At 65.5% G+C, this 22,183-nt stretch carries 24 protein-coding genes; 13 read left to right on the top strand and 11 right to left on the bottom strand.

Features of this window, described 5'->3' with window-relative positions:
- Nucleotides 1-29: 29 nt before the first annotated feature.
- From FRF71_RS05895 to FRF71_RS05885, 3 genes are all read right to left on the bottom strand, one after another.
- Nucleotides 30-986, bottom strand: coding sequence for a hypothetical protein (locus tag FRF71_RS05895; protein WP_147089680.1), 957 nt, complete (start codon nt 984-986; stop codon nt 30-32).
- A 73-nt stretch (nt 987-1,059) separates the two neighbouring features.
- Nucleotides 1,060-1,500 carry a hypothetical protein gene (locus FRF71_RS05890; protein ID WP_147089679.1) on the bottom strand — a complete coding sequence of 147 codons (441 nt, stop codon included), beginning with the start codon at nt 1,498-1,500 and terminating at the stop codon, nt 1,060-1,062.
- Nucleotides 1,490-2,161, bottom strand: a complete 672-nt coding sequence (locus tag FRF71_RS05885; RefSeq protein ID WP_147089678.1) for an EI24 domain-containing protein — start codon at nt 2,159-2,161, stop codon at nt 1,490-1,492. Before FRF71_RS05885 ends, FRF71_RS05890 begins: the two co-directional genes overlap by 11 nt.
- 123 nt (nt 2,162-2,284) lie before the next feature.
- Between FRF71_RS05885 and FRF71_RS05880 the strand changes: the two genes are divergently transcribed.
- Complete coding sequence (locus FRF71_RS05880; protein WP_238339464.1) at nt 2,285-3,280, top strand: adenosine kinase; 996 nt, start codon at nt 2,285-2,287, stop codon at nt 3,278-3,280.
- Here FRF71_RS05880 and purD read toward each other — a convergent pair.
- Entirely contained in the window at nt 3,277-4,557 is a 1,281-nt protein-coding gene (gene purD / locus FRF71_RS05875; protein ID WP_147089677.1) for a phosphoribosylamine--glycine ligase, read from the bottom strand. The two genes, FRF71_RS05880 and purD, sit on opposite strands and share 4 nt — an antisense overlap.
- On the opposite strand from purD, the gene xseA reads away from it, so the two are divergent.
- The 5 genes from xseA (at nt 4,556) to FRF71_RS05850 (ending at nt 11,995) form a co-directional block, all read left to right on the top strand.
- On the top strand, nt 4,556-5,953 hold the full coding sequence (gene xseA, locus FRF71_RS05870; protein WP_147089676.1) for an exodeoxyribonuclease VII large subunit: 1,398 nt from the start codon (nt 4,556-4,558) through the stop codon (nt 5,951-5,953). The genes purD and xseA overlap by 2 nt on opposite strands.
- Before the next feature lie 27 nt (nt 5,954-5,980).
- The gene (locus FRF71_RS05865) at nt 5,981-6,184 is read left to right on the top strand and encodes a DUF2093 domain-containing protein (RefSeq protein ID WP_147089675.1); all 204 of its coding nucleotides are present in this window, start codon (nt 5,981-5,983) and stop codon (nt 6,182-6,184) included.
- A 63-nt stretch (nt 6,185-6,247) separates the two neighbouring features.
- The gene (locus FRF71_RS05860) at nt 6,248-7,063 is read left to right on the top strand and encodes a M23 family metallopeptidase (protein ID WP_147091547.1); all 816 of its coding nucleotides are present in this window, start codon (nt 6,248-6,250) and stop codon (nt 7,061-7,063) included.
- Between the two features lie 335 nt (nt 7,064-7,398).
- Nucleotides 7,399-10,380, top strand: a complete 2,982-nt coding sequence (locus FRF71_RS05855; RefSeq protein WP_147091546.1) for a TonB-dependent receptor domain-containing protein — start codon at nt 7,399-7,401, stop codon at nt 10,378-10,380.
- A gap of 112 nt (nt 10,381-10,492) precedes the next feature.
- On the top strand, nt 10,493-11,995 hold the full coding sequence (locus FRF71_RS05850) for a tetratricopeptide repeat-containing sulfotransferase family protein (protein WP_147089674.1): 1,503 nt from the start codon (nt 10,493-10,495) through the stop codon (nt 11,993-11,995).
- Here FRF71_RS05850 and FRF71_RS05845 read toward each other — a convergent pair.
- Complete coding sequence (locus tag FRF71_RS05845) at nt 11,986-12,999, bottom strand: hypothetical protein (protein ID WP_192900036.1); 1,014 nt, start codon at nt 12,997-12,999, stop codon at nt 11,986-11,988. The genes FRF71_RS05850 and FRF71_RS05845 overlap by 10 nt on opposite strands.
- A gap of 79 nt (nt 13,000-13,078) precedes the next feature.
- On the opposite strand from FRF71_RS05845, the gene FRF71_RS05840 reads away from it, so the two are divergent.
- From FRF71_RS05840 to FRF71_RS05820, 5 genes are all read left to right on the top strand, one after another.
- Nucleotides 13,079-14,251 (top strand): aspartyl/asparaginyl beta-hydroxylase domain-containing protein, encoded by a 1,173-nt coding sequence (locus FRF71_RS05840; RefSeq protein WP_147089673.1) that lies wholly within the window; start codon nt 13,079-13,081, stop codon nt 14,249-14,251.
- A gap of 125 nt (nt 14,252-14,376) precedes the next feature.
- Nucleotides 14,377-14,673 (top strand): hypothetical protein, encoded by a 297-nt coding sequence (locus tag FRF71_RS05835; RefSeq protein WP_147089672.1) that lies wholly within the window; start codon nt 14,377-14,379, stop codon nt 14,671-14,673.
- 35 nt (nt 14,674-14,708) lie between these two features.
- A complete protein-coding gene (locus FRF71_RS05830) occupies nt 14,709-15,035 on the top strand; it encodes a hypothetical protein (protein ID WP_147089671.1) in 327 nt (108 codons plus the stop codon).
- A gap of 36 nt (nt 15,036-15,071) precedes the next feature.
- Complete coding sequence (locus FRF71_RS05825; RefSeq protein ID WP_147089670.1) at nt 15,072-15,389, top strand: hypothetical protein; 318 nt, start codon at nt 15,072-15,074, stop codon at nt 15,387-15,389.
- Nucleotides 15,390-15,434: 45 nt separating this feature from the next.
- On the top strand, nt 15,435-15,755 hold the full coding sequence (locus FRF71_RS05820; protein WP_147089669.1) for a hypothetical protein: 321 nt from the start codon (nt 15,435-15,437) through the stop codon (nt 15,753-15,755).
- A 6-nt stretch (nt 15,756-15,761) separates the two neighbouring features.
- Here the strand turns inward: FRF71_RS05820 and FRF71_RS05815 are convergent, their stop codons facing one another.
- The gene (locus FRF71_RS05815; RefSeq protein ID WP_147089668.1) at nt 15,762-16,295 is read right to left on the bottom strand and encodes a hypothetical protein; all 534 of its coding nucleotides are present in this window, start codon (nt 16,293-16,295) and stop codon (nt 15,762-15,764) included.
- 68 nt (nt 16,296-16,363) lie between these two features.
- On the opposite strand from FRF71_RS05815, the gene FRF71_RS05810 reads away from it, so the two are divergent.
- Nucleotides 16,364-17,401: an esterase-like activity of phytase family protein gene (locus tag FRF71_RS05810; protein ID WP_161597895.1), complete on the top strand. Its 1,038-nt coding sequence runs from the start codon at nt 16,364-16,366 to the stop codon at nt 17,399-17,401.
- Between the two features lie 49 nt (nt 17,402-17,450).
- Here the strand turns inward: FRF71_RS05810 and rpmB are convergent, their stop codons facing one another.
- A complete protein-coding gene (gene rpmB, locus FRF71_RS05805) occupies nt 17,451-17,735 on the bottom strand; it encodes a 50S ribosomal protein L28 (RefSeq protein ID WP_147089666.1) in 285 nt (94 codons plus the stop codon).
- 255 nt (nt 17,736-17,990) lie between these two features.
- Here rpmB and FRF71_RS05800 point away from each other — a divergent pair, with 255 nt between their 5' ends.
- On the top strand, nt 17,991-18,446 hold the full coding sequence (locus tag FRF71_RS05800) for a nucleoside deaminase (protein ID WP_147089665.1): 456 nt from the start codon (nt 17,991-17,993) through the stop codon (nt 18,444-18,446).
- Here FRF71_RS05800 and FRF71_RS05795 read toward each other — a convergent pair.
- The 4 genes from FRF71_RS05795 to FRF71_RS05780 form a co-directional block, all read right to left on the bottom strand.
- Entirely contained in the window at nt 18,443-19,138 is a 696-nt protein-coding gene (locus FRF71_RS05795; protein ID WP_192900035.1) for a ribonuclease T2 family protein, read from the bottom strand. The two genes, FRF71_RS05800 and FRF71_RS05795, sit on opposite strands and share 4 nt — an antisense overlap.
- Nucleotides 19,135-20,034, bottom strand: coding sequence for a carboxylating nicotinate-nucleotide diphosphorylase (gene nadC, locus FRF71_RS05790; protein WP_147089664.1), 900 nt, complete (start codon nt 20,032-20,034; stop codon nt 19,135-19,137). The genes FRF71_RS05795 and nadC overlap by 4 nt, the downstream gene beginning before the upstream one ends.
- A gap of 89 nt (nt 20,035-20,123) precedes the next feature.
- Nucleotides 20,124-20,921 (bottom strand): LytR/AlgR family response regulator transcription factor, encoded by a 798-nt coding sequence (locus tag FRF71_RS05785; protein WP_147089663.1) that lies wholly within the window; start codon nt 20,919-20,921, stop codon nt 20,124-20,126.
- A 21-nt stretch (nt 20,922-20,942) separates the two neighbouring features.
- Nucleotides 20,943-22,100 carry a sensor histidine kinase gene (locus FRF71_RS05780; RefSeq protein ID WP_147089662.1) on the bottom strand — a complete coding sequence of 386 codons (1,158 nt, stop codon included), beginning with the start codon at nt 22,098-22,100 and terminating at the stop codon, nt 20,943-20,945.
- Nucleotides 22,101-22,183: the final 83 nt, after the last annotated feature.

Raw genomic sequence — 22,183 nt, 5'->3', positions numbered from 1 at the left:
GGTGTTGCCTCCGCCGTCAGGCGGACAAATCAAGGCCGAGGCACAAACGTCTCGCCCGTTTCGGCGTCGATGAACGCGATCAGCGCCTTCTCGTAATCGTCGAGCTCTTCATCGGCATCGAGCCGATCGCGCAGCCAGCCGGTTTCAGCCGTGGTCAGTTCAGCACCAGCCTCGGCTTCTGCTTCCCAGTCGAAGTGCTCCGCATCTGCGCCGCCGAGCAGGCTGCCGAAAGCATCCTCGACATCGCTTGCCATCATCCGCGTGAGGAACCCGCCGATTCCGGCGCCTTCGGCATTCATGAAGGCTTCCAGTTCCGCGGCGCGGACGCTGTCGAGCGGCTCCGGCCCGGCAAAGCCAAGCAGGTAATTGGCCACGCCCTGGACGAACAGCTGTTGCCATTCGGCGGCATTGGCTTCGTAGAGTGCCGCGTCCTTGAGGCGGAACAGCAGTTCGGCTTCAGCCTGACAGACCGAGGCGGCGCCTTCGCTGCCGGGGGCAAATAGCATGCGCCGCAGCAGGGCCACTTCGGTGGCGTTGATGCCGCTGCCGGCAAGTTCGCCGTGGCGGGTTGGGCCACCACCTTGTTCGATCGCAGCCTCGATCTGCCGCAGGGCATAGGCGCGCAGCGAGGCCGGCACGGAACCTGATTTTTCCAGCACGCGGACCAGCAGTTCCAGCTCAGCGAGGCTGCCAACGCGGCCATCCCGGTCAATCCGGAAGGTCAGCTCGTCGGCCATTTCCTGGTCGACATGGCCCTGGGGCTCAACCGTATGGACGATGAAGTTCGACAGCGCTTCGACGAAGAAATCGCACCAGTCCCGGCTCGGTTCGACCAGCGCATCATTGGCGACGAACAGTGCTTCTGCCTCGTCCGGGTCCATCCGTCCGTCGGCCCAGCCCAGCTCGCGCAGGACCTGGATTTCTTCGGGCGCGATCTTGCCGTCGGCCGCAGCCCTTGCGGCAATATCGCTGAACTGCATCGTCATTGATCGGTAGCCCCGCTATCTGTTCGCGGGCGGACTATCGCAGATCAGGGTTAAGGTGCCGTTACCCCTGTTTTCAGCGGCTCCGCAGCGCCGCAACGCAAGCGGCGCGATCTACCTCTTGACCGTCGCTGGCGCGGCGCGCCTCGACATAGGTGGTTTGCGGTTCGCGGCCGGGCTGGGCGGGATAGAGGAAGATGTCGAGCACGCAGGCGGTTCCGACATATTGCAGCTTGCGGGCATCGCCCTCGGCCACGTCGAGGCGCGGCTGGCCGAACTGGCGAACCAACTCGGCCGCGCTAGAGCCGATCACCCCTTCAAGCCCCGGAAGGCTTTGGATCCTGGCCGTGGGTGGCGGGGTGCGCACCGGCGGGCGCACCGGCGTCATCGCCGGACGGGTGGCCGGACGCGTCGTCGTCGGTTTGACCGGCACGCTTGCTGAGCGCGGCGCCGAAGAGCTGGCGCAAGCGGCCAGCGCCGGGATCAGGGCGAGCAGGAGCAGGGATTTAGGCAACATGGGGCGCTCTCGCACGGTGCACCAGGTGAGTGGCGGCGGCCGCCCCCAGCAGCGGGGCGAGCAGGTTAAGGAAAGGCATGGTCAGAAGGCCAGCTATGGTTCCTCCGAGCACCGCGCGGGCTAAGCCGGTCAGCGGTGGGGGCGCTTGCGGATCATGGCGGTGACGCAGCCACACCATGTCCTGCAGCTCGCGCCCCAACAGCGTGGCATTGACCGCGAACAACACCAACGGAGCACCAACCCCCGTAACCAGCAGCAACAGCGCGACGGGTAAAGCGGCGAGGTTCCAGCCCAGCGTGCGGACTGCGCTGCGCAGACCCTGGCCCAGCTCCTCGCTGAAACCAAGCGTGCGCGCCGAAGCCAGTGCCGCAGGGTAATACCTCGCCTCGACCGCCTCGACCACTTCGTCGGCGAAGAACTGCAACACGGCCAGCGCAACGATCCGCCACAGCAGCCAACCCGCGACGAGCATTCCTGCTAGTGCGACGACGCCGCTGCCCTGCTCCAGCCCGGCCAGGGCCAGCCCGCGCTCGGCCAGCCACCACAGACCGGTTCCGGCCACAGCCACGATCAGCAGCGTCAGGACCAGACTCTTGCCCAGCACGCGCAGCACCGCAGGATCGCCCAATTGTCTGAAGGCAAGGGTGAAGGCGCTCAACATGGCGGCGGCATTGCCGCAGTCTGGCCCAGTGTCAACGCACGCCACCTTGCCCTGCGGCAGGATGATGGCTAGGCGCGCCGGTTGTAAGCTGCCCGTAACTGGCCCCGCGCAAAAGGATTCCCTGTGTCTGCACCCACCATCGATGTCATCGCTATCGGCAACGCCATCGTCGATGTCATGGCACCCTGTGCCGATGAACTGATCGAACGGCTTGGTCTGACGCGCGGCGGGATGACCCTGATCGACACGGCCCGCGCCCGCGAACTTTACGACGCGATGGGTCCGGCGCGCGAGATTTCGGGTGGTTCTGCAGCCAACACCCTTGCCGGCCTCGCCGCGCTCGGCGCGAAGTGCGCCTTTATCGGCCAGGTGGCCGACGACCAGCTGGGCGAGGTATTCGCGCACGATATCCGGGCCGGCGGAATTGACTATGCCACACCGGTCCGGGCCGGCGATCCACCGACAGCGCGCTGCCTGATTTTCGTGACGCCCGATGGCCAGCGGACGATGAACACCTTCCTCGGCGCTTCGCAGTTCCTCCCGCCCGCAGCGCTGGACGAGGACGCAATTGCCGCTGCGAAGGTGCTCTATCTCGAGGGCTACCTGTGGGATCCGGAAGAGCCGCGCGCTGCCATGCGCCGCGCGATCGCTGCCGCCCGCGATGCCGGCCGTCAGGTCGCCTTCACCCTGTCCGACGCCTTCGTGATCGACCGCCACGGCGACGATTTCCGCGCGCTGATCGCCGAAGGGCAGATCGACATCCTTTTCGCCAACCACGTCGAACTTGCCGCACTGACCGGCGAGGATGATTTCGAAGCCGGTCTTGCCGCCTTGCAGGACAAGGTTCCCGTGCTGGTGGTGACCTGCAGCGAAAAGGGTGCGGTGGCGGTCAAGAACGGCGTGCGCAGTGCTGTGCCGGCTGAACCGGTCGTGCGGGTGGTCGACACCACTGGTGCGGGTGACCTGTTTGCCGCCGGTTTTCTCTATGGCCACGTCAACGATCGCCCGGTCAACGAATGCCTGACGCTTGGCGCGATCTGCGCGGGCGAAATCATTTCGCACTTCGGCGCCCGGCCCGAGGCCGACCTGACCGCGCTGGTCAAGGCGCGGCTGGGCTAGGCTTCCGCTTCGCGCGCCACCTCGCGCCAGCCGATATCGCGGCGGCAGAACAGGTCCGGCGCCTTGATCAGGTCGATGGCAGCATAGGCACGCTGCTGCGCGGCGGTTACCGTTGCCCCCCGCGCGGTGACATTGAGGACGCGGCCACCAGCGGCTACGAGCTGGCCTTCGGCCATCGCTGTGCCGGCGTGGAACACCTTCGCTCCGCTTGCTTCGGCGGCATCGACGCCGGCAATTGCGCCGCCCTTCTTCGGCGTGCCCGGATAGCCTTCCGCCGCCATCACGACGGTCAGCGCGGTTTCGGGCGAGAGCCGCGGCGGAGCGATCGTCGCCAGGCGGCCCTGCGCGCAAGCGAGCAAAAGTTCGACCAGATCGTCCTCTAGCCGCAGCATCAGCACCTGACATTCAGGATCGCCGAAGCGGGCATTGTATTCAATCAGCTGCACGCCGCTCTTGGTCAGCATCAGCCCGGCATAGAGCACCCCGGAATAAGGCATGCCCTCGCTTGCCATGGCCCGAACAGTTGGCACCACAATTCGCTCGAGCGCCTCGCCCGTCAACAGCGGGGTCAGCACCGGAGCGGGGCTGTACGCGCCCATGCCGCCGGTGTTCGGACCCACATCGCCATCACCCACGCGCTTGTGGTCCTGGGCCGAACCCAGCGGCACCACGGTCTGCCCGTCAGTCAGGGCAAAGAAGCTGGCCTCTTCGCCTTCGAGAAATTCCTCGATCACGGCTTCGGCCCCGGCATCGCCGAACTTGCCCGAGAAGATCTCGCGCACGGCTTCTTCGGCCTCGGCCATGGTCAGGGCGACAGTCACGCCCTTGCCGGCGGCGAGGCCATCGGCCTTGACCACCACCGGCGCGCCGAACTTGCCAAGGGCGGCAAGACCTTCGCTTTCGTTGCGGACGCGCTCGAACCCGGCGGTCGGGATATTGTGGCGCGCGCAAAGCTCCTTGGTGAAAGCCTTGGAGCCTTCCAACTGGGCGGCGGCCTTGCTTGGCCCGAACACGGCAATCCCCTCGGCGCGCAGGCTGTCGGTCAGGCCGTCGACCAGCGGAGCTTCAGGGCCCACCACCACGAGCCCGATCGACTGCGCGTTGCAGAAGGCGATGACGGCGGCGTGGTCTGTCGCATCAAGGGCAACCAATTCGGCGTTTTGCGCAATCCCGGGATTGCCGGGCGCGGCGAACAGCTTTGTGAGCGACGGGGATTGTGCCAGCTTCCACGCCAGCGCATGTTCGCGTCCGCCCGATCCCAACAGCAGGATGTTCATGCCCGGTCCTTTTGAAGAATACGATGAAGACGCCGGGCTGGTAGCGAAGGACGCTGCCGGCGACAACGCCGCTGCCCTCTCGGTCAGCGAAATATCTGCTGCGCTGAAACGCGTGGTCGAGGACCGCTTCGGCTTTGTCCGCATCCGAGGCGAGCTTTCGGGGGTCAAGCGCGCTGCCTCGGGCCACCTCTACCTGTCCTTGAAGGACGAGAATGCCCGGATCGACGGGGTGATGTGGCGCGGGAACGCCCAGCGGCTGGGTTTTCAGCCCGAGGACGGGGTCGAGGTAATCGTCACCGGCAAGCTGACCACCTATCCGGGCCGTTCGAACTATCAGGTGGTGATCGACCGGATGGAAATTGCCGGTGAAGGCGCCCTGCTGGCGCTGCTGGCGAAGACCAAGGCGCGGCTTGAGGCCGAGGGGCTGTTCGATCCCGCCCGCAAGCGTCGCCTGCCCTTCCTGCCGCGCGTAATCGGCGTGGTCACCTCGCCAACCGGGGCAGTGATCCGCGACATCCTCCACCGCCTGGCTGATCGATTCCCGGTCCACGTGCTGGTCTGGCCGGTACTCGTCCAGGGCCAGGGCGCAGCCGAGCAGGTGGCGGCGGCGGTGCGCGGTTTCGGAGCCTTGCCATCAGACGGTCCCACTCCCCGGCCGGACCTGGTCATCGTTGCGCGCGGCGGCGGCTCGATCGAGGATCTGTGGTGCTTCAACGAGGAAGTGGTGGTCCGGGCCGTGGCGGATTGCCCGATCCCGATCATTTCCGCTGTGGGGCACGAGACGGATACGACTCTGATCGATTTCGCCTCGGACCTGCGGGCACCTACCCCGACCGCGGCTGCGGAGATTGCCGTACCGGTACGCGAGGACCTGGCCCAGCAACTGGCGGAGCTGGCCTTGCGCAAGCGCCGTGCGGTCAACCGTCCGTTGCAACTAGGGCGGGAGCGGCTGCAGGCCCGGGCCGAGCGCCTGCCCAGGCCGCAGGCGCTGTTCAGCCCGCACGCCCAGCGGCTTGACCAGGCGGCCGAACGGCTGCGCCGCGGGCTGGTCGATCGCACGCACCTGGCGCGCGGCAATTACGAGCGGGTTGGCGGCCGCCTGTCGCTGCCGTTGCTATCGGCCCGGCTCGACCGCGCGCAGGAGCGGCTTGCCGGCCTCGCCCGGCTCCATGCCTCGCTGAATCCCGATGCCGTGCTGCAACGCGGCTATGTCCGGGTAACTGGCGCGGGTGGCGCAACGCTGACGAGTCTCGCCGCCGCCGCAAACGAGGCCAGCCTGTTGCTGCACTTCCGAGATGGGGAGCTGAAAGTGGTGCCCGGCGATACCCCGCCCGCGCCCAGCCGTGCCAGGTCCGCGCCCAAGGCAACACCGCCCGAACAGGGCAAATTGCTCTAGCCGCCTCAACCGGCTAGGATTGCGCTCATGCTGATGTCTTCTTCCGATCGCCCCGCCACCTTGTTCTATCAGGCCAACGGTTTCCGCGTGCTGACGCCCGGCAAACACGTGGTCTGCGCCGCGAGTGGTGAAGCCATTGCCCTTGAAGCCTTGCGATACTGGAGCGTGGAGCGCCAAGAGGCCTATGCTTCGCCCGAAATCGCAACCCGCCACCTGCTGGGCCGGGGCTGAGTCAGCCCCGACGTGGACCGCCGCGGGCTGATCCTGGGCGGGGCCGGTCTAGCCGGACTGGGCATGGCAGGGGGTTGGCGCGCGCTAGCCGATCAGCCGGCGGAACCCTTTGCCTTGACCGGGCAGCTTGTGCAGGGCGGCTGGGCCCGCGGGACGGTGCCGCGCGGCACGGCGCATCTAGCGCTTAATGGCAAGGCGGTGCGGATAGCCCCCGATGGCCGCTTCCTGATCGCCTTTGATCGCGATGCCGGTCCGATCGCGCGGTTGATGGCAGAAAGCGCAGACGGCACGCTGGACGACTATGCCATTCCGATTGCCAGCCGAGCCTGGAAGATCGAGCACATTCCGCTTGGCCCGCGCCCCGGCTCGCCGCCGAGCGAGGAATTCGCCCGCCGCCGTGCTGCCGAGCTGGCCCAGATCAATGCCGCGCGCAGCGTCGAGCGGCTAAGCGAAGGCTGGCGGCAAAAGATGATCTGGCCGGTGATCGGTCGCCTGTCCGGCCTCTTCGGTTCGCAGCGGATCTACAACGGCACTCCTGGTAGCTATCACTCAGGCACCGATATCGCGACCGGTACCAGCGGGACCCCGTTTGTTGCTCCGGCCGACGGCGTGGTGATGCTGGCGGCGGACAGTCCGTTCACGCTTGAGGGCCGGTTGCTGATGATCGATCACGGCATGGGGCTCAACAGTGCCTTCCTGCACTGTTCGGCCCATGCGGTGGCGACTGGCGATGTGGTGCGGCAGGGGCAGTTCATTGGCCGGATCGGCATGACCGGACGGGCGACCGGGCCGCACCTACACTGGAGCCTGAAATGGCGTGAGTCCCGGCTTGATGCGGAACTCTTCGTGCCGCCGATGCCAGCAATGCCGAAGCCATGACAACCGTTCCGCGTTTCAGAATTACGCTGATTTTGCTGCTGTTGTAATTATATTACGCTTTCGGTGTTGGCCTGTGGCAGCCTTGCAACATAGCTGCAATGATTGCGGTTATCCGGCCGAAATGCTTTGCCCGCCCCGCCCCTTTTCGCCATGAGCCGTTCATCTATCCGCAATCTTGGCGGGGGCTGTGCCCTGCCCGGGGATCGGATGATCAGGAATCCTCGTGGGGAAATCCACGGGATCTACAGAGGGACTGACCTGTGAAAACCACCAAGAAATCGCTTTCGGGCGCGACCTGCCTGCAGTCGCTGGCTCTGGCCGGCTCTGCCGTCGCCATGCTTTCCTCGACTGCCGTCTTTGCGCAGGACGCGGAAGATGATGCCGCCGATCAGACGATCGTCGTTACCGGCTCGCTGATCCGCAACCCTAACCTCGAACAGGCCAACCCGGTCAACGTCACCACTTCGGACGCGATCGAACTCAAGCAGTCGAACACCGCGGAAGAAGTCCTGCGTGAAGTGCCCGGCATCGTCCCGAACATCGGTACGGCCGTGAACAACGGTAACGGCGGTTCTTCGTATGTCGACCTTCGTGGTCTCGGCTCGAACCGCAACATCGTGCTGCTCGACGGCAACCGCATTGTCCCGGCCGACCTTCAGGGCCGCGTCGACCTCAACAACATCCCGCTCGCCCTCGTCAGCCGTGTTGACGCGCTGACCGGTGCGGCCGTGACCACCTATGGTGCGGACGCCATCACCGGCGTCGTCAACTTCGTCACCAAGAAGGACTTCGCCGGCATCGACCTGTCGCTCGGCGAACAGATCACCCAGCAGGGTGACGGAAACTACCTGCGCGCTGACCTCACCATCGGTGCGAACTTCGATGACGGCCGCGGCAACGCCGTGCTCAGCGTCGGCTACCAGGAATCGGACCCGGTCTATCAGGGCGGCCGTGACTTCTCGGTCTTCGGGATCGATTCGTACACCGGCACGCTGGGCGGTTCGGGCACCACGGTTCCCTCGCGCATCACCGGCACCCGCGGCCTGATCGCTGGCACCACCACGCCGAACACCGACGGCACCGTTGCCAACGGCGGCACCCGCCAGGTCGATCCGGCCACCGGCCTTGCTCGCTCGAGCTACGCATTCTTCAACTTCAACCCGTACAACATCTTCCAGACGCCGTTTAAGCGCTACAACATCTTCGCTCAGGCGAACTATGAAGTCAGCGACGCGGTGGAAGTCTACACCCGCGGGCTGTTCTCTAAGAACACCATCGACACCATCATCGCGCCTTCGGGTTCGTTCGGCGGTTCGGTGACGATGAACCTCAATAACCCCTACATGCCGGCGACCCTGCGCAGCCAGTTCTGCGCATTCAACACGGCAACGGGCGGCGCCTACGTGCCGCTGTACAGTCCGGCCGTCTGCGCCGCCGCTGCTACCGCGACCGGCCCGAGCGACCCGAACTACCGCACCGTCACCTTCAACCTGTCGCGTCGCGCGGTTGAAGTCGGTCCGCGCATCAGCAACTACACCTCGACCGTGTTCGACTATCGCGTCGGCGCCCGCGGTGCGATCACCTCGTCGATCGACTGGGACCTTTCGGCTTCGTACGGCGAATCGGACAAGGTCCAGGCGATCAAGAACTACACCCTGCAGTCGCGCTGGCGGCAGGCTCTGTTGGCCAACAACACCACGACCTGCATCACCAACACCGGTGGCTGCGTCCCGGTGAACCCGTTCGGTCCGGCTGGTTCGATCTCGGCCGCGGCGGCTGACTTCCTGTCGGATGACAGCACCACCCAGGTGAAGACCTCGCTGGCCCAGGTCCGCGCGGTTGTTTCGGGTGACCTCGGCTTCTCGTCGCCGGGTGCCAGCGAGCCGATCGGTTTCGCGCTTGGTGCCGAATACCGCAACTACACTGCTCGTCAGGCTTCGGACATCCTGTCGAAGACCCCGGGTGAACTGGGCGGCGCCGGCGGCGCGGCTCCGGACATCTTCGGTGCCTACAAGGTCTACGAAGGCTACGGCGAAATCGTCGCTCCGCTGCTCGAAGACAAGCCCTTCTTCAAGAGCCTGACTCTTGAAGCCGGCGCTCGCTTCTCGAGCCAGAAGATCGACGGTGGCGGCACCAACAACGACTGGACCTACAAGGTCGGTCTGAGCTGGGAACCGGTTGACGACCTGAAGATCCGCGGCAACTACGCCCGCGCCGTTCGCGCCCCGAACATTGCCGAACTGTTCTCGCCGGTCAGCACCGGTCTGACCAGCCTCGCCGCAGACCCCTGCGCCGGCGCTGCTCCGACCACCAACGCCAACCTGCGTGCGGTCTGTATTGCCCAGGGCGCTCCGGTCGGCACGATCGGCTCGATCCTCAACCCGACCGCGGCCCAGGCCAACTCGACCGGCGGTGGCAACCTGGCCCTCGCTCCGGAAAAGGCCACGACCTGGACCGTTGGTGCGGTGTTCCAGCCGCAGTTCCTGCCGGGCTTCTCGCTCTCGGTTGACTACTGCAACATCAAGGTCACCGACGAAATCGGCGCTCCGACCTCGGGCGACGTGATCGCGGCCTGCTTCGGCAGCCCGGCTCCGTCCGGCGTCACTGCCGCTTCGGCCACTGACCCGCTCTGCACCGCCATTCGCCGTAACCCGGTGACCGGTGGTCTGGACGGTGACCCGGCCACCACGCTGGGTCTCCCGCAGACGCTCAGCAACAGCGGCCGCCTGAAGACCAGCGGTATCGACCTCATCGCGAACTATGCGAACGACCTTGGCTTTGCCAAGTGGAGCTCGGGCTTCGTGCTGAACTATGCGATCTCGCAGACCTTCAACGCCAACGTGAACAGCCCGCTGAACTTCGACCGCGAATGCGTCGGCTACTACAGCGCGAACTGCGGCTTCACCGGCTCGATGCAGCCGAAGTGGCAGTGGTCGTGGCGCAACACCTTCACGTTCGGCAAGCTGGACGCGTCGATCCTGTGGCGTCACATCTCGGGCATGCAGCAGGAACCGGATGACATCATCCAGGTTGCTCCGGCGTACACGGGCCCGCTGCCGGTTGGCTTCGGCTACCGTGAAGGTGAAACCGTCAACTTCGGCAAGATCGGTGCCTACGACTGGTTCGACCTGACCCTGCGCTTCAACGTCAATGACAACCTGACGTTCACCGCAGCCGTCCAGAACCTGTTCGACAAGGATCCGCCGGTCGTCGGTAGCTCGATCGGTTCGACCTCGTACAACAGCGGCAACACCTACCCGTCGACCTACGACGCGCTGGGTCGCCGTTTCGCGGTCTCGGCCCGCATCAAGTTCTGACCTGTCAGAACCTGAAACAAGATCGGGGGCGGACAGCAATGTCCGCCCCCTTTCTTTTGCTTGCCACCCTGCGGCTTGACTTGATGCCCGCCTGCCCCTTGAAGCAGGCGCGATGACTGACAGCCGTCTCTCCCAGGCCTGGACCGCGCTCGCCGCCGGCGATCATGCCCGGGCCGCTGCGCTGTTCGATGCTCTGCTGCGCGAGCCGCTGGTCGATCCACTGGCGCTGGTCGGCATGGCCAGCTTGCTGCGCCAGCAGGGCCGGCTGCGCGATGCCGTGCTGCATTGCGATGCCGCGCTGCGCGGCGATCCACGCTGTGCCGAAGCCTGGCTCGAGCGCGCCTTCGTTCTCAATGCCGGCGGATCGATGGCTGCGGCCAGGGCCTCCTACGAACAGGTCCTGGCGCTCGAACCGGCCAATGCGGCCGCCCATGCCGGACTCGCAGCCCTTGCTGCGCGCGATGGCCTGGCAGACCGCGCCCGCCATCATGCCCAGGCCGCACTCGCCGAGGAGCCGGACAATGCGATTGCTGCGGCAGCGCTCGCCACGGTCGAGATCGAACAGGGCAATGCGGCCGCTGCCCGCGACCTCCTGGCCCCACGGGCCGCTCTACCCGCCCCGCCATCGCCTGAACGGATCCAGCTCCTGACCACCTATGGCGATGCCTTGGCCCGTTGCGCCGAACCCGATGCCGCCTATGCCGTCTACACCAAGGCCCAGTCCGACTTCGCCCGCCTGCATGAACCGCCGGCCGGCAGCCGCGAAACCCATCGCGCCTTGATCGAACGGATCACGGCCGAACTTGCTGCGGCCGATCGCGCAGCCTGGGCCCAGCCGCCACCCCCCGACCCCACTGGGGCTGCGGCAGGCCATGTGTTTCTGCTCGGATACCCGCGCTCGGGCACCACTCTGGTCGAGAACGTGCTCGCTTCCCTGCCCCAGGTGACGGCACTTGAGGAGCGACCGACACTGGTAGAGGCAGATCGGGCCTTTCTGGCCGAACCAGGCGGGATTACCCGGCTGGCCGGGCTTGATGCGGCAGCGTTGGCAAATCCCGCCCAGGCCTATTGGGACCATGTCCGTGCGGCCGGCATCGACCCGACCGGACAGACTTTTGTCGACATGGATCCGCTCAAGGCCACACGGTTACCACTGATTGCGCGCCTGTTTCCGCAGGCGCGTATCCTGGTGATGCGCCGCGATCCGCGTGACGTGGTGCTCAGCTGCTTCCGCACCAGCTTTGCCTTGACCAGTGCCGCGCTCGAATTCACGAGCCTTGAGCGCACTGCCTGGCACTATGACGCGATGATGCGGCTGATCGAACTGGCCCGCGACCGTCTGCCGCTGGCTTTTCATGAAGTCGATTATCATGGGTTGGTTCGCGATTTCGACGGAACCACCCGCGCAATGTCTGCCTTCCTGGACCTGCCCTGGGACGAATCGCTCCGACGCTTCGATCGTACGGCGCAGGACCGCGGGGTTGCCACGGCCAGCGCCAGCCAGGTGCGGCGCGGGCTCTATGACGGGCGTGGACAGTGGGAACCCTTCGCACGCCACTTCGAACCGGTCCTGCCGATCTTGCAGCCCTGGATCGAAAAGTTCGGCTACGCCTGAACCGGCAACGGATTGGGGCCGGCCAGCGAAAGGCCAACATTGGCGGCAACCGCCTCGGCCCAGGTCACGACCATGCCGATCTCCTCGCCATGGGCGGCGCGCGCGGCCGCGTAGTCGGCGCTGCGCTCTATCGGCGAATAGGCCGCGCCGCTTTTGGAATTGCGCTGGAACGCCGGGCCAGCGGCGACTGCCGCCGCATCGAGCGTCAGCCCATAATGCGCCGCGACGGCAGAAATTGCAGCCTCGGGCTGGGCGGTGAGCAGGTCTGCGTCGAGACTGGCCAGGCGCCCGCCCAGCTTGCTTGCCAGCGTGGTTAAGTGCCGGTGCTGCGCCAGCCAGCCAACCGCTGCAACCTGAAGGTCAGTCAGCCGGAAATAGTCCTCCGGGGCAAAGCCAAGGTCGATGAAACGATCGTGGACATAGCCTTCAAGCAATTCCCGAACCCAGGCGCGGCAGTGCAGCCCCTTGCGGGCGACTGAGACGAGGAAGGTTTCCAGTGGGGCATAGAGGAACAGCGCCTGCCCCTGCTCTTGCAGCGCCAGCAAGAGCTCGGCGAGCGGATTGATGATGTTAGACGGCTTGATGATCACCGCTTCGTCCGGCCCAAAGGGACGGCCCAGCAAGCGCAGCGCGAGGTCGGCCGTGCGCGCCACCGCGGCCGGACGCGCGCCCCGTCGCCGGAAGCCGACAACGTCGTTGAGGATTGCCGGCTCGCTGAGCCCCATCGCCACGCCCGGCACGGACAACGCCCGCGCGAGCAGGGTCGATCCGCAAAAGGCCGAGTGAAACAGGAAATGCACCCGGCCGCGCGGTAGCGCCAGCAGGCCCTGCGCCGGCAGATCGGCGGCGGTGGGCCTGACCCCCAGCAAACTATCGATCAGGAACGCCTGCCGTTCATGCTCCGCGCGCGGCACATGGATGAACCGCACCGCATCGTCGCTTTCGACATAGCGATGCGCCAGCCATTCGGCATCGGTCAGGTCAAACGCGGGTGCGGCAGTCATGCCACGGGTCTAGGGCCGGCGGCGGCGCATCGCAACTGCCGCTTGCCGCCCCGCCGCGCCGCTTCTAAGCCTTGCTGCAATGGCTTCTACACCAGCCCAGCTTGCCAATGCGGAAGGGATGGCCGCACTGCGCGCCGGCAATGCGCCGGTAGCCATTGCCGCCTTCACCCGCGCCACTGCTGCTGATCCGGCGGCCGGTCCGCTGTGGCGCAATCTGGCCCATGCCCACCGCCTGGCCGGTGATCCAATCGGGGAACGATCCGCGTTGGACCGGGCGCTGTCGCTTGACCGGCTCGACTTCGTTGCCCAGTTGCGCCTGGCGCAGCTGCACCAGCGACTGGGTGAAGAGGCGCAGGCGCTGGTTGCCTGGAGCGGGGTGGAACAGCTTGCCGCCCAGCTGCCGGGTCTGGCTCCCGAGGTTGCCGCCGAACTTGCCGTCGGCCAGGCCTATTGCGAAGGGCTGCGGGCCAAACTGGCGACTGCGGCAGAGGCGGCGCTGGCCGCCGATCCGGGCCGCGACGAGACCGAGGAACGCCGCGTGCGCGCCTTTGTCGACCACGCCCTGGGTCGCCGGCGAGTCTATCACAACCAGTGCGCCGGCGTGTTCTATCCGTTTCTGCCGGAAGACGAGTATTTCGATCGCCGGCACTTCCCCTGGCTTGATGAGCTTGAGGCTGCCACCCCGCAGATCCAGGCCGAACTGCGCGCGCTGCTTGATGCCCCGGGTGACCTGATCCGGCCGTATGTGCGGTTCGAAGAAGGCACCCCCGACAATGAATGGAGCCCGCTCGACGGCTCGCTCGACTGGTCAGCCTGTTTCCTCTGGGAATATGGCGACCCGCACCAGTCAGTGCTGGATCGCTGCCCGCAGACGGCCGCGGTGCTGGCGCGGCTGCCGCTGGCACGAATTCCCGGCCGGGCACCCAATGCCTTTTTCTCGGTCCTGCGCCCCCGCAGCAAGATCCCGCCGCATACTGGGGTAACCAACACCCGGGCGATCATTCACCTGGCGCTGGAAGTCCCCCCGGGCTGCGGCTTTCGGGTTGGCAATGAAACGCGCGAGTGGGTGGAGGGCAAGGCCTTTGCCTTTGACGATTCGATCGAGCACGAGGCGTGGAACAACAGCGACCAGCGCCGTGCAGTTCTGATCTTCGATAGCTGGAACCCGCATCTCAGCCCGCGCGAACAGGCTGCGATCCTGCACTATTTTGCGGCGGCCGATGGCGCGCTGACCGGTGGCGGCCCGCGCTAGCCACCTGCACTTTTCGACCAACGCCTTGGCCGGGCGGTCCAGCGCGGGTTGAGCGGCGCGGACTTGGCCCATAAGCTGTTACGATCAGGCCGCCACGCGGCGAACCAGCATAGGAACCGTTTCGGATGTCGATTCTCTTCACGTTGCTGCTCACCGCAGCCCCCGCCAGCGCCACCGCAATGCCAGAGCCGAACCCGGCTGAAATGTCGGCTGCGGAGATCCGGGCGCACAACAAGCAGCTTGATCGCAAGGATCCCTATTTCATCAAGTGCGTGCGCGAGGCCGATACCGGTTCGCTGGTCGGGCGCAAACCCGTGTGCCGGACCAACGAACGCTGGGCGGTGCTGGAAAAGGTTCAGCGGGCGGGGGCCGATCAGCTGGCCCGCGACATGACGACCAATTCGCACTCCAGCGGCAACTGACCTTTCGGAGTCGCATCATTTCCGGGGAGCCCAGGATGCTAACCACCCTTGCCATCATGCTCTTGTCCGGTGCGGCCGCCGCCCCGGTTGGCGAAGCAGCTGTAGCACTGCAGGCCGAACCCGATCCCAAGACAATGAGCGCCAGCCAGATCCGCGAGCATAACAGCAAGCTTGATCGCAAGCATCCCGACTTCATCCGCTGCGTCAAATCGGCTAACATAGGCACACTGGTGGCACGCAATGTCAGTTGCCGTACCAACCGGCAGTGGGCCATTGCTGATCGCGTTGGCAATGATGAAGCGCGCGATATCGGCGACAAGATGGCCAGCAAGTTCTGGGACTTCGAACGGGCTGGCCCCTGACGATCGCGCCCGGACAGAGTCGGAGTCAAAACGCCAATGCTCAGTTCCTTGCTAGTGCCGCTGCTGATCGGTGTGTCGGGTCCTTCGGTGGTCGTGCCGGCCACGCTCGAAGCGCCAGCCGCCGTCGATCCCAAGAAGATGAGCCAGGCTCAGATCCGCGCCCACAATGCCAAGTTGCAGCGCACCGATCCGAACTACATCCGCTGTGTGCGTTCGGCGGCAATCGGCTCGCTGGTCTCGCGCAACTTCAGCTGCCGAACCGTCGCGCAATGGGAAGCGGCCGACCGAGCGGGCAACGAAGAAGTGCGCCGCGTTCAGGATGCAATGAGCAGCAAGGCCGTAAACAGCAATTAGACCGGTCGGGCCATCTGGCTCTGCGCCAAGCTGAGGAGAAGGACGATGTCTTTGCTTGCCACTATCCTGGTTCTGGCCAGCGCGCCTGCCGCCGCCGCACCGGTGATTACGGGGCCGATCCTGATGAAAGCGTCAGAAATCCGCGCCTACAACGCAACGTTGACGCCCGATCACCCCAACTACATCCGCTGCATTCGCGATGCGGAGACCGGATCGCTCGTCAAGCGCAGCCGGACCAAGGTGTGCCGTACTAACCAGGAATGGGCGCGGCTTGATGCCAATGGCAATGAAAACGCCCGCGACACGGCGGACCGGATCCGCGGATCAATCCCGCCGGTCGACCAAATGACCCGCAACGAACCCTGAATAGCGTCAATTGGCCTGCCTGATGACCCGTACGCCGGGTTGGCCATCGATGCTGGCGACATAGCTGCCCAGTGATGCCTTGCGGATGCGGATCTTCTGGCCCGCCTTGGGGAAGGTGTTGCGCCCGTCGGTCTGCTTCCAGCGCGCACCGTCTTCCAGCGTGAAGACCGGGAAGCCATCGCTGGCCATGCGGATGGCGGAAATCTTGCTCTCGATCTCCTTCACCTCGTCATCGTCGTTGTCGCCGCCGCCGAACAGCTTGATGCTGGGCAGCGACAGGCCAAACAGCCCCCGCTTGGCTTCGCGCACGGTGGCACGGTCGGTCACCACCAGTTCCTTGGCGGTACGGGCCGCATCCATGGCGCTGACCGCCTTGTCATAGCAGGCCAGCCGCGCCGCCGGATCGCTCAGCGCCTTGCAGTCAACCACGGCCTGGAACACGGCCGGCGGCGGGCCGTCGAGCGGCTTGTCCTTTGCCTGGGCGGGCAGCGCGGCAACAAGCAGGCACAGGCCGGCAAGAGTAGGGGTCGGGCGGAACATCGGCGCGGTCTCCTCGTTCGCGGATGGCAGGACAATGCCGCCCGTCCTGGCACAGGTCAATTGCGGCGATGCGCTTGATTCGCCGGGCCATGCAGGCCATGCCCGGCGCCATGCCGCGCCGCCTGTTTACTGTCCTGCTGCTGGTCGGCCTTGCCCCGGTGATCTGGCTGCGTGAGCCGGTCTTGCCAAACGACACGCAGTCCGTTTCCGCAGTATCATTGCCCCTAACGCGCGATCAAGCGGGCCTTGGCCCCTTCCGCCTGACTGGCGCCTGGGACCTGTCCAGTCCCAACCGGGATTTCGGCGGGTACTCCGCGCTGGTCGTTTCCGGACCAGGGCGGCTCAGCGCATTCAGCGATTTCGGCGTGCGGCTTGACTTGCCCATGCCCGGACAGCCCGGTGCCGTGCGGATAGCGCGGCTGTTGCCCAAATATGCCGGCGTCAAATCGTCGCGTGACGTGGAAGCGGCCGCGCTTGATCAAGATGGGGTGGCGGTCTGGCTGACCCTGGAACGGCGCAACACGTTCATGCGCACTGCTCCCGGACAGGCCAAGCCGGAAGTCTTCGCCGCTCCGGAGCTGGCCGGGTGGCCGGAAAACAGCGGTCCCGAGGCCATGACCCGGCTCAGGGATGGGCGTTTCCTGGTCATCGCCGAAGCGGGCGGCCCGGCACACCAGGGGCGCCTGTTGCCCCACGCGCCGGATGGCACCGATCGCTCGTGGCATTTCCGCTATTTGGCTCCAGCCGGTTACCGGCCTACCGATGTGGCGCAATTGCCTGATGGGCGGGTTCTGATCCTGCTGCGCGAACTGCGCTGGCCGATGCCGCCGCGCTTTGGCACCAAGCTGGTCCTGGCCGATCCGGCGACGATCCGGCGCGGGCAGGACTGGGGCGGGACCATGTTGGCCAGCCTGGATGGCACAGGCCTGGAAGAGAATTATGAAGGCCTGGCGATCGAACCGGGCCCCGATGGCACACTCAACGCCTGGTTGATCAGCGACAACAACAACGCCGCAACCCAGCGGACCCTGCTGCTGCGCTTGCAGTTCCGCCTGTCCGATCTGCCGCCGCGCGGATCGCAAGCAAAGCAAAAGGCGCCCGGCTGACCGGACGCCTTGGCTTGTTTCGGTGCAGACCCGATGGGTCCGCTGCGAATCAGGCGGCCTGAGCCTTGACCAGTTCGCGCTTCACCTTCAGCGCATTGGCCGAAAGCTTGGTATCCGAGGTCTTCAGCAGCCAGTTGTCGAGGCCACCGACGTGCTCGACCGAGCGCAGGCCGTGGGTCGAAACGCGGAACTTGAAGCTGCGGTCCAGCTTTTCCGACATCAGCGTGACGTTCTGCAGGTTGGGCAGGAAGACGCGCTTGGTCTTGTTGTTGGCGTGGCTGACGTTGTGGCCAACTTGACGACCCTTGCCGGTCAGTTCGCAGATGCGGGACATGTCAAAACTCGCTTAGAAAAATGGATACCCGTGTGGGGGAAGGCGCGCGCTTACCGATTCACCCTTGAAAGGTCAAGGCATACCGTCGTTTTTGGCGCTTCTGCGCGGCAGAAGCGCGGCAACACCGGCCCACTCCCCCGGCCCAGCCACCCATATGGTATCCTGTCGGGTGGCCGGGCCGGGGGAGCGGGCCGGTGTTGCAAGGCAAGGGCGGATGCCCTTGCCGCACCGAAAATTACCATCTAGCCCGGCTAGATGAGCCGTTGGCCCCTGCCTGAACCGATGCAACTGGCCCTTATGGAGGCCCAGGCGGGCGAATCTGCAGGCGAAGTGCCGATTGGCGCGGTGATCGTCAAGGACGGGAAGGTGATCGCCGCAGCCCACAATCAGCCGCGCGGCCTTTCCGACCCGACCGCCCACGCCGAAATGCTGGCGATTCGCGCCGCGGCGCAGGTGTTGGGCAACGAGCGTCTCGATGGTTGCGAGCTGTGGGTGACGCTTGAGCCCTGCCCGATGTGTGCCGGCGCGATCAGCCACGCCCGGATCGGCAAGCTCTACTATGCCGCCAGTGATCCCAAGGGCGGTGCAGTGGAGCACGGCGCGCGGGTATTCGAACAGGCGCAGTGTCTGCACCGGCCAGAGGTCTACACGGGCATGGGCGAGGCGGAGGCAGCCGGGCTTTTGCGCCAGTTCTTCCAGTCGCGGCGTTAAAGCCCGCGCCAGATCTTCAGCGCCGCCGAATCGCGCAGGCCATAGGCGTAACGCGGACAAGCCTTGGGCAGATAATCGAGCCCATAGCAGAGCCGCAGTTCGCGCAGCCACCCGGTGCGGCTGGTATCGACACCGATGGCTTCACGCGGCCAATCGGGATTGCGCGCCACGAAGGCGCTGCGCAGATCGCCAACTGTCAGTCCACCCTGCCGAGACAGGCGGTCGGCATCCGGCCAGCGAATCGATCGCCACAAGATCGTGGCAATCTTGAAGTAGGCCTCGGGCCGCTTCGCCATGCACGAACCATGCTTGGCCCAGGCATGCTCAAGCAGACGCGGGCTTGGGGTCATGCAGAGGTTCTCTGACAGCTGCGCCAGCGTCGGGCGCGGCGTGGAGGAGCACCATTGCGGCCAGCGCCCGGCCGCGCCTTCTGGCCAAAGACCGTGGAGTACGAAACCAAACCGCCCGGTCTTCCCGCCGCATTGCAGCGGATCGCTGCTCCCCCGGCTCTTGCAATGCTCGGGCGACCAGCTCGCCGCGAGGGTATAACGCGCGATCGGCATGCGCACGGCTTGTCCCTGCGCGGGCGCGGGCGGCATCGAAAGCCGCGCCGGGGGGCGGCACTGGAAGGCCTGGGCCGCCGCCGGGAGCGGCAGCATCAGCGCCACTGCTGCCAGCGCCGCACGGATCATAGCGGCGTAAAGTCGAGCCCGATGTCGGCAGCCGGGGCGCTCTGGGTCAGGCGGCCGACCGAGACATAGGTCACGCCGGTCGCCGCGATTGCGCCGATCGTATCGAGCCGCACCCCGCCCGAAGCCTCGCTCGGCACCCGGCCGGCGATCAGCGCCACAGCTGCGCGCAAGGTCGGCACGTCCATATTGTCGAGCAGCAGATGGCTGGCCCCGGCAGCCAGGGCCGGTTCGATCTGGTCAAGGTGGTCGACCTCGCAGATCACATCCTGCACACCCGCTTTCCGGGCCCGGTGAACCGCTTCCGCGACACCGCCGGCAACGAGGACATGGTTGTCCTTGATCATCGCCGCGTCCCAGAGGCCCATGCGATGGTTCTTCGCCCCACCCATCCGGGTGGCGTACTTTTCGAGGTGCCGCAGCCCAGGGATGGTCTTGCGGGTATCGAGTAAGGTCGCATGCCCCTGCATGGCATCGACATAGGTCCTGGTCATCGTGGCGATGCCCGAAAGGTGCTGCACGGTGTTAAGCGCCGAGCGCTCGGCCGTCAGCATGGCACGGGCATTACCGGACAGGCGCATCAGGTCGGTGCCGGCGGGCACCTGGGCCCCTTCTTCGACCAGCACCTCGATCTCCATGCCGGGATCGAGCGCGCGGAAGAAGGCGACCGCAATCGGCAGGCCCGCGACAGTGATTGCATCGCGGCTGTCCATCACCCCGGCAAAACGGGCATCGGCCGGGATCACGCTTTCGCTGGTCACGTCGTGACCGCCGCCGGGCAGGCCGAGGCCGAGATCCTCATCCAGCGTGGCGCGGACGAAGGCGTCAAGGTCGAAGCCGGGGAGGGAGAAGCCAGGTTTCACCGCAAACCCTTCGTCGTGAGCCTGCCAAAGGACCATCCTTTGACTTGCGGCACGCGCGCACCGCTAAGAAAAAAGCAGCCCTTCGACAAGCTCGGGTCAATCGGGCGGTTAGCCAGATGGCCTGATCAGTGCACGAACCGCGCAACCACGTCGCGGTAGGAACGGCTCACCTTCACGTCTGCGCCGCTTTCCAACACCAGGAAGCATTCGCCATTGGTGTGCGGCTTCACCTGGCGGACCTGGTTGAGGTTAACGATCCACGAGCGGTGGACGCGCTGGAACACGCGCGGGTCGAGCCGCCGTTCGAGGTCCTTCATCGTCTCGCGCAGGATAAGGCTGTTGTCGGCGGTGTAGATGACCATGTAGTCGCCCGCCGCCTCGATCCGCTCGATTGAATCGACATCGACGCGGAAGATCTGGCCCTTGTCCTTGATGTTGATCAGCCGCTCATAGCGGGCAGCCGCCGGCTCGCCCTCGTCAGGCATGGCTTCCATTGCATCAGGCGCCACTTCGGCGAGGACCGACTTGAGCTTCTCGGCCTCTTCGGCCGAGCGCTTCTCGGCGAGGCGCTGGCGGACGCGTTCCAGCGTATCGGCCAGTTTGTCCTCATCGACAGGCTTCATGAGATAGTTCACCGCGTTGGCCTCGAAGGCGCGGACGGCGTGCTCCTGATAGGCGGTGACGAAGACGATCAGCGGCGGCTCGATCTCCATCACGCCCTTGACCACGCTGAAGCCGTCAAAGCCGGGCATCTGGATGTCGAGGAACACCAGGTCGGGCTTTTCGGTCTTGATCTTGCGGATCGCCTCGCGCCCGTTGGAGCAGGTGTCGATGATCTCGACATCGGGGAAGGCTTGCAGGCGCAGCATCAGGCCCTGGATGGCCAGTTTTTCGTCATCGACCAGGATCGTGCGGATGGTCATGGTGGCGGTCCTTGAATGGGATCAGCCAGCCAGCGCGGGTGCGCGCGGGGCGGCAGGAACAGCGGCGGGCTCACGCCGCTCAAACGGGATTTCGATTAGCACGGCGAAGCCGCCTTCGGGGGGGTCCATTGTTTCGAAACGATGCATTTCGCCGTAGGCCTGAGCCAGCCGGTCGCGAATGTTGGCTAAGCCCACTCCGGTTGAAACTTGTTCCCCGCCGTCGAACGTCACGCCTGCAAACCTGTTGTCATGCCCCGTGTTTTGCAATCCCGGCCCCGTGTCCGAGACGACGATGCGAAGGTTGGGTCCGATGAGTTGCGCGGTAATGGTGATCTCAGCCCCGGCTTCTTGCGGGCTGACCGCATATTTGATCGCATTTTCGACCAGCGGCTGAAGCAGCAGTGACGGCAGCAGCGCCGCTTCGGCTGCCGGATCGACCTTGAAGCTGGTGCGCAGCCGCTCTTCGAACCGCATCCGCTCGATCTCAAGGTAGAGCTTCAGGGTTTCAACTTCCTGCGCCACGGTAACGCGACCGGTCGGCTCGTTGACCAGGGTGTAACGCAGAAACGACGAAAGCCGGCTGAGCATGGCATTGGCCGGTTCGGTCTGTTTCAGCAGCACCAGCGTCGAGATCGAGTTCAGCGTGTTGAACAGGAAGTGCGGGTTGAGCTGATAGCGCAGCATGGCCAGCTGCGCCTGGGTCGCCTGATTTTCCAGCCGGATCAGCTGATCGTTCTGCTCTTCGATCTGCAGGAAAAAGTTGATTGCGTAATAGAGCGCTGACCAGGCGCCTAGCAGGGTCAGGCCGATATAGAACAGCCCGATAAAGCGCGATGCGACGCCCGATGCATCGTCTGCGTAATAGAGTGCCGAAACCCAGGCATCGACGAACACGTAAAAGCCCACGGCGATCGGCAGCACGATCGCTGTCACCCCCCAGGTGATCAGCGGCCGCTGGTTGATCAGCTGGCGGTAGATCACCGAGAGAATCAGCGTGATCGAAAACCCCGTTACGGTGGAGATCAGCACCAGCACCAGGAAGCTCAGTTCCAGGCCATTGGCGATGCCCGACATCGCGCGCAGCAGCATGGCCCCGCCCCAGCCGGCCGCCTGGAGGCGCCAGAAGGCCCGGTTCTTGTTGGCAAAAAAGGGGGTCGGACGGAAGGGCAGCACGGCCATGGGGCGCAGCTTAGCAGAAAAGCAGGGCCTCTCGCGAATGTTTTGCGTGAGGCGCGCCTTTGGATTAGCTTTTGTGCCAAACG

The organism is Novosphingobium ginsenosidimutans (assembly GCF_007954425.1).
Classification (GTDB): domain Bacteria; phylum Pseudomonadota; class Alphaproteobacteria; order Sphingomonadales; family Sphingomonadaceae; genus Novosphingobium; species Novosphingobium ginsenosidimutans.
This window is presented reverse-complemented; position numbering and strand designations above follow the sequence as displayed.

What these genes read in the sequence shown, in the direction of transcription:
- FRF71_RS05845 (WP_192900036.1), bottom strand. Translation starts at nt 12,999, where the DNA reads ATGACTGCCGCACCCGCGTTTGACCTGACCGATGCCGAATGGCTGGCG.
- FRF71_RS05820 (WP_147089669.1), top strand. Translation starts at nt 15,435, where the DNA reads ATGTCTTTGCTTGCCACTATCCTGGTTCTGGCCAGCGCGCCTGCCGCC.
- FRF71_RS05800 (WP_147089665.1), top strand. Translation starts at nt 17,991, where the DNA reads ATGAGCCGTTGGCCCCTGCCTGAACCGATGCAACTGGCCCTTATGGAG.
- FRF71_RS05855 (WP_147091546.1), top strand. Translation starts at nt 7,399, where the DNA reads ATGCTTTCCTCGACTGCCGTCTTTGCGCAGGACGCGGAAGATGATGCC.
- FRF71_RS05815 (WP_147089668.1), bottom strand. Translation starts at nt 16,295, where the DNA reads ATGTTCCGCCCGACCCCTACTCTTGCCGGCCTGTGCCTGCTTGTTGCC.
- FRF71_RS05890 (WP_147089679.1), bottom strand. Translation starts at nt 1,500, where the DNA reads ATGTTGCCTAAATCCCTGCTCCTGCTCGCCCTGATCCCGGCGCTGGCC.
- FRF71_RS05830 (WP_147089671.1), top strand. Translation starts at nt 14,709, where the DNA reads ATGCTAACCACCCTTGCCATCATGCTCTTGTCCGGTGCGGCCGCCGCC.
- rpmB (WP_147089666.1), bottom strand. Translation starts at nt 17,735, where the DNA reads ATGTCCCGCATCTGCGAACTGACCGGCAAGGGTCGTCAAGTTGGCCAC.
- FRF71_RS05895 (WP_147089680.1), bottom strand. Translation starts at nt 986, where the DNA reads ATGACGATGCAGTTCAGCGATATTGCCGCAAGGGCTGCGGCCGACGGC.
- FRF71_RS05780 (WP_147089662.1), bottom strand. Translation starts at nt 22,100, where the DNA reads ATGGCCGTGCTGCCCTTCCGTCCGACCCCCTTTTTTGCCAACAAGAAC.
- FRF71_RS05850 (WP_147089674.1), top strand. Translation starts at nt 10,493, where the DNA reads ATGACTGACAGCCGTCTCTCCCAGGCCTGGACCGCGCTCGCCGCCGGC.
- FRF71_RS05885 (WP_147089678.1), bottom strand. Translation starts at nt 2,161, where the DNA reads ATGTTGAGCGCCTTCACCCTTGCCTTCAGACAATTGGGCGATCCTGCG.
- FRF71_RS05835 (WP_147089672.1), top strand. Translation starts at nt 14,377, where the DNA reads ATGTCGATTCTCTTCACGTTGCTGCTCACCGCAGCCCCCGCCAGCGCC.
- FRF71_RS05785 (WP_147089663.1), bottom strand. Translation starts at nt 20,921, where the DNA reads ATGACCATCCGCACGATCCTGGTCGATGACGAAAAACTGGCCATCCAG.
- nadC (WP_147089664.1), bottom strand. Translation starts at nt 20,034, where the DNA reads ATGGTCCTTTGGCAGGCTCACGACGAAGGGTTTGCGGTGAAACCTGGC.
- FRF71_RS05825 (WP_147089670.1), top strand. Translation starts at nt 15,072, where the DNA reads ATGCTCAGTTCCTTGCTAGTGCCGCTGCTGATCGGTGTGTCGGGTCCT.
- FRF71_RS05840 (WP_147089673.1), top strand. Translation starts at nt 13,079, where the DNA reads ATGGCTTCTACACCAGCCCAGCTTGCCAATGCGGAAGGGATGGCCGCA.
- FRF71_RS05860 (WP_147091547.1), top strand. Translation starts at nt 6,248, where the DNA reads ATGGCAGGGGGTTGGCGCGCGCTAGCCGATCAGCCGGCGGAACCCTTT.
- purD (WP_147089677.1), bottom strand. Translation starts at nt 4,557, where the DNA reads ATGAACATCCTGCTGTTGGGATCGGGCGGACGCGAACATGCGCTGGCG.
- xseA (WP_147089676.1), top strand. Translation starts at nt 4,556, where the DNA reads ATGCCCGGTCCTTTTGAAGAATACGATGAAGACGCCGGGCTGGTAGCG.
- FRF71_RS05810 (WP_161597895.1), top strand. Translation starts at nt 16,364, where the DNA reads ATGCGCTTGATTCGCCGGGCCATGCAGGCCATGCCCGGCGCCATGCCG.
- FRF71_RS05795 (WP_192900035.1), bottom strand. Translation starts at nt 19,138, where the DNA reads ATGATCCGTGCGGCGCTGGCAGCAGTGGCGCTGATGCTGCCGCTCCCG.
- FRF71_RS05865 (WP_147089675.1), top strand. Translation starts at nt 5,981, where the DNA reads ATGCTGATGTCTTCTTCCGATCGCCCCGCCACCTTGTTCTATCAGGCC.